At 50.2% G+C, this 6855-nt stretch carries 9 protein-coding genes and 1 tRNA gene; 4 read left to right on the top strand and 6 right to left on the bottom strand.

From position 1 onward, the window contains the following. Positions 1–62: 62 nt before the first annotated feature. On the bottom strand, positions 63–488 hold the full coding sequence (locus HMPREF3091_RS11580) for an organic hydroperoxide resistance protein (RefSeq protein ID WP_004090322.1): 426 nt from the start codon (positions 486–488) through the stop codon (positions 63–65). Positions 489–726: 238 nt separating this feature from the next. Here HMPREF3091_RS11580 and HMPREF3091_RS11575 point away from each other — a divergent pair. Next, positions 727–816: transfer RNA gene (locus HMPREF3091_RS11575), tRNA-Ser, on the top strand. 114 nt (positions 817–930) lie between these two features. Here HMPREF3091_RS11575 and HMPREF3091_RS11570 read toward each other — a convergent pair. From HMPREF3091_RS11570 to HMPREF3091_RS11550, 5 genes are read right to left on the bottom strand one after another with little or no spacing between them, the layout of a single operon-like run. Next, positions 931–3015: a heavy metal translocating P-type ATPase gene (locus tag HMPREF3091_RS11570; protein ID WP_070715988.1), complete on the bottom strand. Its 2085-nt coding sequence runs from the start codon at positions 3013–3015 to the stop codon at positions 931–933. Beyond that, positions 3012–3338 carry a YtxH domain-containing protein gene (locus HMPREF3091_RS11565; protein ID WP_210403555.1) on the bottom strand — a complete coding sequence of 109 codons (327 nt, stop codon included), beginning with the start codon at positions 3336–3338 and terminating at the stop codon, positions 3012–3014. The genes HMPREF3091_RS11570 and HMPREF3091_RS11565 overlap by 4 nt, the downstream gene beginning before the upstream one ends. Continuing rightward, entirely contained in the window at positions 3325–3639 is a 315-nt protein-coding gene (locus tag HMPREF3091_RS11560; RefSeq protein WP_004090330.1) for a magnetosome protein MamC family protein, read from the bottom strand. Before HMPREF3091_RS11560 ends, HMPREF3091_RS11565 begins: the two co-directional genes overlap by 14 nt. Next, complete coding sequence (locus HMPREF3091_RS11555) at positions 3623–4342, bottom strand: hypothetical protein (protein ID WP_070715985.1); 720 nt, start codon at positions 4340–4342, stop codon at positions 3623–3625. Before HMPREF3091_RS11555 ends, HMPREF3091_RS11560 begins: the two co-directional genes overlap by 17 nt. 11 nt (positions 4343–4353) lie before the next feature. After that, positions 4354–4686, bottom strand: coding sequence for a hypothetical protein (locus HMPREF3091_RS11550; RefSeq protein WP_070715984.1), 333 nt, complete (start codon positions 4684–4686; stop codon positions 4354–4356). A gap of 250 nt (positions 4687–4936) precedes the next feature. On the opposite strand from HMPREF3091_RS11550, the gene HMPREF3091_RS11545 reads away from it, so the two are divergent. From HMPREF3091_RS11545 to HMPREF3091_RS11535, 3 genes are all read left to right on the top strand, one after another. Next, positions 4937–5302: an HMA2 domain-containing protein gene (locus tag HMPREF3091_RS11545; protein ID WP_035502370.1), complete on the top strand. Its 366-nt coding sequence runs from the start codon at positions 4937–4939 to the stop codon at positions 5300–5302. A 147-nt stretch (positions 5303–5449) separates the two neighbouring features. After that, positions 5450–5926: a heme-degrading domain-containing protein gene (locus HMPREF3091_RS11540; protein ID WP_070715982.1), complete on the top strand. Its 477-nt coding sequence runs from the start codon at positions 5450–5452 to the stop codon at positions 5924–5926. Between the two features lie 216 nt (positions 5927–6142). Continuing rightward, positions 6143–6757 (top strand): Slp family lipoprotein, encoded by a 615-nt coding sequence (locus HMPREF3091_RS11535; protein WP_004090339.1) that lies wholly within the window; start codon positions 6143–6145, stop codon positions 6755–6757. Positions 6758–6855: the final 98 nt, after the last annotated feature.

The raw sequence follows: 6855 nt of genomic DNA, 5'->3' as shown, positions 1-6855 counted from the left end.
CTGAATGAAAATTCAGGGCTTTTTGCTTTTTAGCGGTCAGTGATAAAACACATCATAGAGCGCTAAATGACATTAAGCTTCACATCGATATTGCCACGTGTGGCGTTCGAGTATGGGCATACCTGATGCGCTTTTTTCACTAGGTCTTCGGCTACGCTGCGTTCAATGCCTGGCAGGCTGATATCCAGTTGAACTTCGATACCAAAACCGCCTGGGATTTCGCCAATCCCCACTGTGCCTTCAATTTGTGCCTCTGCTGGCACTTTAACTTTCTCTTTCGATGCCACAAATTTCAATGCCCCCAAGAAGCAAGCCGAATAGCCAGCGGCAAACAGCTGTTCAGGATTGGTGACAGCTCCACCTGCACCGCCCATTTCCTTAGGCACTCCCAGTTTTACATCTAACACGCCATCGGATGAAGTCGCACGCCCGTCTCGCCCGCCAGTCGCTTTTGCTTTGGCCCGATAAACCACTTTTTCGATCGACATAGTGTTTCTCCGTTTATGAATGGAAGGTTTATGAATGGAAAGATCGTAGGGTCGGAAAAGTTTTGCTTATTAACTGTAGTACATGAACTGTAGTACATAGCCGCGCAGGATGATGTCAGAGTGCTCTGATTGGCTATTCCCTCGCCAGATAAGCATTTGAGCTGAAATTATTCTTGACCGTCTCAGCATGAATCCCTATAGTAGCGCCCCGTTGCAGTGCATAGCACGGCGACGAAACGGTGAGGTGTCTGAGTGGCTGAAGGAGCACGCCTGGAAAGTGTGTATACGCGAAAGCGTATCGAGGGTTCGAACCCCTCTCTCACCGCCATATTCTAGAAAAAAGCCCCGAATGAAAATTCGGGGCTTTTTTTGTATCCATAAAACGATGCTAAACAGCATCTCTCAACCCAACCATTATCTGTTGAGCCGAGAGAAACAACGCTTATTTCCCTGCGTTTTTCGCTGCCAATGAACGCAACAAAACGCCTAAGGTCGTACCATTGTGCAAAAGCGCGCTGGCGGTAGGCGTTAGCCAGCCTAATGCCGCAGCCAGCATGATCGAACTATTTACCCACTCGGTCAGGCGAATATTACTGTTAACCAGCTTCATCGCCTCAAGAGAAAGTTCACGAGCCGTCACGATACCGTGCAGGTGATCCTGTAGCAGCACAGCATCTGCAGCTTGCTGAGCCAGCTCAGTACTCTGGTTCATGGCGAGTCCAACGTTCGCCTGCGTCAGAACCGGCGCATCGTTGATACCATCACCCACGAATAAAACACGATGCCCTTGCTCTTGTAGCTGACGAACCACATCCACTTTGCTTTCCGGCGTCGCCTGAGCATAATACCGATCGATGCCCAGCTCGGAGGCTAATTGCTCAGCTTTTTCCGCTTTGTCACCGGTGAGAAGAACCACATTATTGATACCATACTCACGCAGTTGGGCAATCACCAAGGCCGCTTCTTCACGTACGTTATCTTGTAGACCAATCATCCCCACCAGCTGATTATCCAAACCGATAAACAGGAGATGTCGTCCCTGCTGCTCCAACGCCGCAATCTCATCTGCAAATGGTGCAAAATCAATATCGTAGTGGCAGCTCAGGAAGTGACGGCTACCGATCACCATCTGATGATTATCGAGCTCACTCAATAAGCCATGAGCGATAACGTATTCCACTTCACCGTGATTAATGTGCGGCAACTCATGATGCTCAGCCGCTGCAACCACGGCACGCGCCAGCGGATGATTGCTGTGCTCTTCCACCGAAGCCGCAATCGCCAGTAGACGTTCAGCCCAAGTTCGTTCGGGATCGAAACTCACAACATCGGTTACCAGCATGTCACCATGCGTCAGCGTTCCGGTTTTATCGAAGACGACCGTATCCACCGCGGCCAATTGCTCAATAGCCCGTCCGCCCTTCAACAGCAAGCCGTTACGCGCCGCTCGATACATTATCGATTTAAAAGCAATCGGCGTACTGAGTTTCAGAGCACAGGAGTAATCGACTAAAAACACCGAAGCCAATCGCTGCCAGTCACGCGTCATGGCAAACACGGCAGCACCCACGCCCATGGTGATCGCCACGCGGCGATCGGCCATCTCCTGCGTGACCTTTTGTGTTTCACTACGCTGACTTAACGAGTCGGTGATAAATCGGCGGATATTGGCCGTTGATGAGTCATCACCGACGCGCTCGGCGCGAACGGCAATATTCCCATCCTGCACCTGCGTACCGGCATAAACCCACGCCCCAGCCTCGCGACGAACTGGCACGCCCTCACCGGTCATCGATGCCTGATTTATCAGCCCCACACCGCGAATAACCGTGCCATCGGCTGGAATATTATCTCCCGGCCCCAACAGCATGACGTCGCCGTTCACCAGTGCTTCCGACTGGATTTCAACGCTCTGCCCTTCACGCTCAATCCAAACCGGATGCTCTCGTGGTTGCATTAGGCTAGCGAGCAACGCGTCGGAGTGGCGGCTGGTTTCCTGCTCCATATATTCACCGAGCGTCAGCAAAGATTGGGTCAGCATGGCTGTGCGGTAATCACCACGCGCCATCGATAACCCTAACGCCAGCGCATCCAGCACTTCCACTTTGAGCTTACGCTGTGCCAACTGGTGTGCGCCTTCGCTTAGCGTCGATGACGTCAGCAACAAGGTTGGCAACGCCGCCCACTTTTTCGGCAACAGTTGGGATAACGCCAAGCCCCCCAAATTCAGCAGATTATCGCCACCGCAGTATTCAGTTTCATACTCACCGTCCGATCGCTGTTGCCAATCAAGCTGATGCAATTTTTCTAACAACTGCGCATCGCTGGTAACCGCAGCATCATAGGTAATCACCGCTGAACGAGCTTCGGGGCGCAGTCGCGTACCAGTTACGCCTGGAAGCGCGAGCAACTGACGCTTGAGCCATGCCGCACTGTCCGGCATCGTACGCAATTGTGGAACGCGAACGCGTATACGCCCTGGCAGACGGTGTACTACAACGATCTTGTCAGGAGAGATAGCTTTCACTCGGCGTCCTGTTCCTTGTTTTGGTAGTAATCCAGCTCAGCCTGCAAATCAGCCAGACGTTCTTTTAACTCCTCCACCTCGCCACGCACGGTTCCCCATGCTTTACTGGCCGTGGTGCTAATCCCCTGCTGCACCTGACGGTTAGCCAGCAGATAGGCAATCGCAGCGCCTGCCACCATGCCCGTAAACAGATGGGTGCGACCATTTGCCTGACGATAGGCCGAAGGCTGAGGCGCGGCAGGCTGCGCAGGCATCTGCTGCGGATAAGCATATCCATACGGGTTGTAGTAGGGATAACCATAAGGATAGTTAGGCTGATTCATTGTCATTTTCCTTATTTTTCATCGCGTCCATCAGATAAAGTCCAGCAGCACCGGCGCTGATGACGGTCAACATTGTCAATAACGGGCGACCTGCCGTAGCACTCGCCACCGCCATAACCGCTCCGCTAACCAGCCCTGCTTTGGTCGCATCGCTCACCACTTTAGCCGCGGTTTGATTTAGGCTTTTCTCACCATTTTGATAGCTACGCCATTGCTCAATGCATGAGGTCGTCGTTCCCACCAAGGCACCCGCAATTAACGCACGACTGACAGAGCTTAATTCATCACGATTGTTGCTCATCCGCGGTTCCTTGTGTTGCCGTTTCTTCTGTCACTGCGGCCGCTGGAGCTGATTGGCGATGACGATCTACCGATTCAGTAAAACCCTCTTTGCCCGCTTTCAGCGTGTCGCGAAAAATGGTGCTGCTCGTTGTAGCGGTTTCTTTGATAGTTTCTGCGCCGCTCATTACGCCATCTTTTACTTTTGCCCCACCGGTCTTCAACAAATCGCCCGCATTTGCGACGGTCTGCATCAGAATATTGCGAACATTCTCGTTAGTGAGTAGCAACGTTGCTGCGGCACCGATCATGGCACCTTTCCAAAACTCTTTGTCATCTGCGCCGATCGTGCTGATGATGTTCTTCAGCAAGCCCGCCTGTTCCCCCATCATTCCCTCGACCATCCCCTGCGCCTGCCCACTCCAATCAAAACCTGGCGCGGCTGCATGGTGGTGATGGTGATGTGGGTGATGCGGCATGCTTGGCTGCTGTGGTGGCATCATCGGCTGCGGCGGCATTGGATAGCCCATAGGAGGGAACCCTGGCATCATTTGTGGATACCAAACCGGCTGCTGTGGCCACCCCATTGGCGGCTGCTGAGGTTGCGGAGGCATCTGCTGCGCTGGCTGCTGTGGCATTTCAGGCATCGGCGGATAGTACGGGTAGCCATACGGTGGATAATAAGGTGCACCTTGATTCATTGGGTTATTGCTATCGTTGCTCATAGTGTGATCCCTTATTGGCTTTCTGAATGTGAAAGGATGGAATAAATCTGTTCTAACGCTTGATGCGCGAGGCCATCATCGTCGCCGAACAGCTGGTTAAGCGTGGCAGGCGGAATGTGCTTAGCGCTGTATTCCAGCACCAAACTTCCGGTGGCGGTATTGAGTGCATAGCTACGCAAGTAGCCATCTGGGTGGCACAGGTCTTCAAGTGCGGAAAGCCTATGCTTACTCAGACCTGAAACTAGGCGGTTGGTGAAGCGCAAGCGAATACGCCCCGGAATGTGGTGAGCTACCTCAACAAAGCGACGTAGCGTCATGAGTCCGTTTAAATCGTCTAACTGCATGAAAAATCCCGTGCGTCATTTGGAGATTACGTGCAAAGCACTTGGTGTGTATGTGGATAATCTATCTTATAAGGCTATAAATATTCACACTAAAAATAAGGAATTGAACCTATGTTTGCGGTCCATCAATTAATCGACGAAAGTGAGAATTGATACGCGCTGAAAGTGCAGGAAATGTCAGCAAAGAATAGACAGGGCCTTATCATTAATATAAATTGTTCTCATTACGGTTATCATGTATGAGGTTCACATGTCGCCTTACCTGCACCAAACACAAAATCGCATCCGCGTTCGTTCTGATTTTATTCAACGGAATCCTGAGCTTGTAAAACAGGCGATTAACGAGTTGGAAAAAACAGACGGAATTGAAGAGATCACCCACCGCCTTTACGCGGGGTCGGTAGCGATCCGTTTTGACAGCAAACAGATGAAAGCGACCGCGTTACTCTCTCAGATAGAAGCGTTGGGTTGGCTCTCGGTCCAGAAAGATAAAGACTACATTGATAGTACTATTCGCCGCAGTGCTAAATCATTACTCAAAGGCATCGCCATTTTAACGTTGAAACGTACCGTTGGCGGCCCACTGATTAGCGCGGTTACTGCCCTCGCCCGTTAAAAGCACATTTAATCCTAACGCCGTTTCTGTTCTCAGAGGCGGCGTTTTGCTTTATCCCTCGCATGAAATCGCATGAGTTATAAATAACAGATCTAGCGGCCTGTCCGGCCGGACGGTATGCTGCCATTTTAGATTAAGGATTAGCGTATGAGCTCTGAAGACGAACTAGCACAACTTGCTGCTGAAGAAGCCAGCCTCCAGTTTTCTGCGTTTAATGCAGAAACAGCGTGGGCGCTGGGTACTGCCCTCAAGCAAGAGGCCGAGCGTCGCGGCGTTGCCGTCAGCATTGATATTCAGCTGGCGGGACACACCCTATTTCATTATGCAATGCGGGGAACATCACCGGATAACGCAGAGTGGATACGTCGTAAACGTAACGTTGTCAGCCGTTTCCACAAAAGTTCTTATGCCATCGGACTGCGTTTGCAGCTGCGGAATGCAACACTAGAAGAGCGTTATGGATTAAGCCTGAATGACTATGCTGCGCACGGAGGGTGTTTTCCGTTGACGATCAAAGACACTGGATGCGTCGGCACGATTACGGTTTCTGGTGCTCCGCAACTGGAAGATCACCAGCTAGTAACAACTGTAATATCTCGTTTTCTCGGGCTAACCTCTCGTTAACGTGACTAACCCTTAAAACATCCATTTAAGCTTACTGATATGCGCCGTGGTGAGAACAAGGAAAGTGTAGAACAAAAAACCATGGCGTAAAAAATGAGAAAACAGTCATGTAAATATCAGTTATAGATATTTATTGTTGATGTTTAAATTAAATAGCGGACATTTTAAAAATTCGGTGCTAATTCTATTCCCACACTAAATAATAGGACGGCACCTATGTTAATAACTTCTTCCTCACTAATATCAAAATGTAAGAAAACCATTGGCATTATTACACTCAGCGGCGTGTTTATTTTGAGCGGCTGTAGTTCGATACCTAAAAGTATTGAAGGTAATAATAGTCCCATTTTGCAAAAGAACTTTACTTCAGTGCATAACTCACCGAATCTTTACCAAGGGCAGCAGGTTCGTTTTGGTGGAACCGTTGTGAATGTCATTAATCGAGACAATGCAACACTGCTAGAAATCGCGGTACTCCCACTAGATAGCAGCGCCAAGCCGGAAATCAACCAACCCTATCAGGGGCGGATTATCGCTAAAAGCGATAAGTTTCTCGACCCTGTTAACTTCCGCAACCATCTCGTGACGGTGTTAGGTACCCTTACAGGTAGCCAAAAAGGCACCATTGGTAAAACGCCGTATAACTTTGTCACGATGAATATTGAAGGCTATCAGGTCTGGCACCTCACCGAAACTATCCAGCCTATCGCTGAGTGGGACTATGGCTTTGGTCCGTATTGGCAAGCAGGCCAATGGAATAATGGCTTTGGTCCAGATTGGGGATGGTACGCGGCGGATGAAGGGCAAGTCGTTACAACGGTCACCCAGTAATACGAGGTTGGTATCCATATTCTCAGCAGCACCTGCTGCTGAGATTTTATTGCGTACAGATACCGCATAGGCAGTATGCTAATTTTATTAATTAGTTA

Origin of the sequence: Hafnia sp. HMSC23F03, assembly GCF_001816025.1 — a bacterium.
Classification (GTDB): Bacteria; Pseudomonadota; Gammaproteobacteria; order Enterobacterales; family Enterobacteriaceae; genus Hafnia; species Hafnia paralvei.
The sequence above is the reverse complement of the archived record's forward strand: the minus strand, read 5'-3'. Positions and strand labels throughout refer to the sequence as shown.

What these genes read in the sequence shown, in the direction of transcription:
- HMPREF3091_RS11580 (WP_004090322.1), bottom strand. Translation starts at nt 488, where the DNA reads ATGTCGATCGAAAAAGTGGTTTATCGGGCCAAAGCAAAAGCGACTGGC.
- HMPREF3091_RS11565 (WP_210403555.1), bottom strand. Translation starts at nt 3,338, where the DNA reads ATGAATCAGCCTAACTATCCTTATGGTTATCCCTACTACAACCCGTAT.
- HMPREF3091_RS11560 (WP_004090330.1), bottom strand. Translation starts at nt 3,639, where the DNA reads ATGAGCAACAATCGTGATGAATTAAGCTCTGTCAGTCGTGCGTTAATT.
- HMPREF3091_RS11555 (WP_070715985.1), bottom strand. Translation starts at nt 4,342, where the DNA reads ATGAGCAACGATAGCAATAACCCAATGAATCAAGGTGCACCTTATTAT.
- HMPREF3091_RS11550 (WP_070715984.1), bottom strand. Translation starts at nt 4,686, where the DNA reads ATGCAGTTAGACGATTTAAACGGACTCATGACGCTACGTCGCTTTGTT.
- HMPREF3091_RS11545 (WP_035502370.1), top strand. Translation starts at nt 4,937, where the DNA reads ATGTCGCCTTACCTGCACCAAACACAAAATCGCATCCGCGTTCGTTCT.
- HMPREF3091_RS11540 (WP_070715982.1), top strand. Translation starts at nt 5,450, where the DNA reads ATGAGCTCTGAAGACGAACTAGCACAACTTGCTGCTGAAGAAGCCAGC.
- HMPREF3091_RS11535 (WP_004090339.1), top strand. Translation starts at nt 6,143, where the DNA reads ATGTTAATAACTTCTTCCTCACTAATATCAAAATGTAAGAAAACCATT.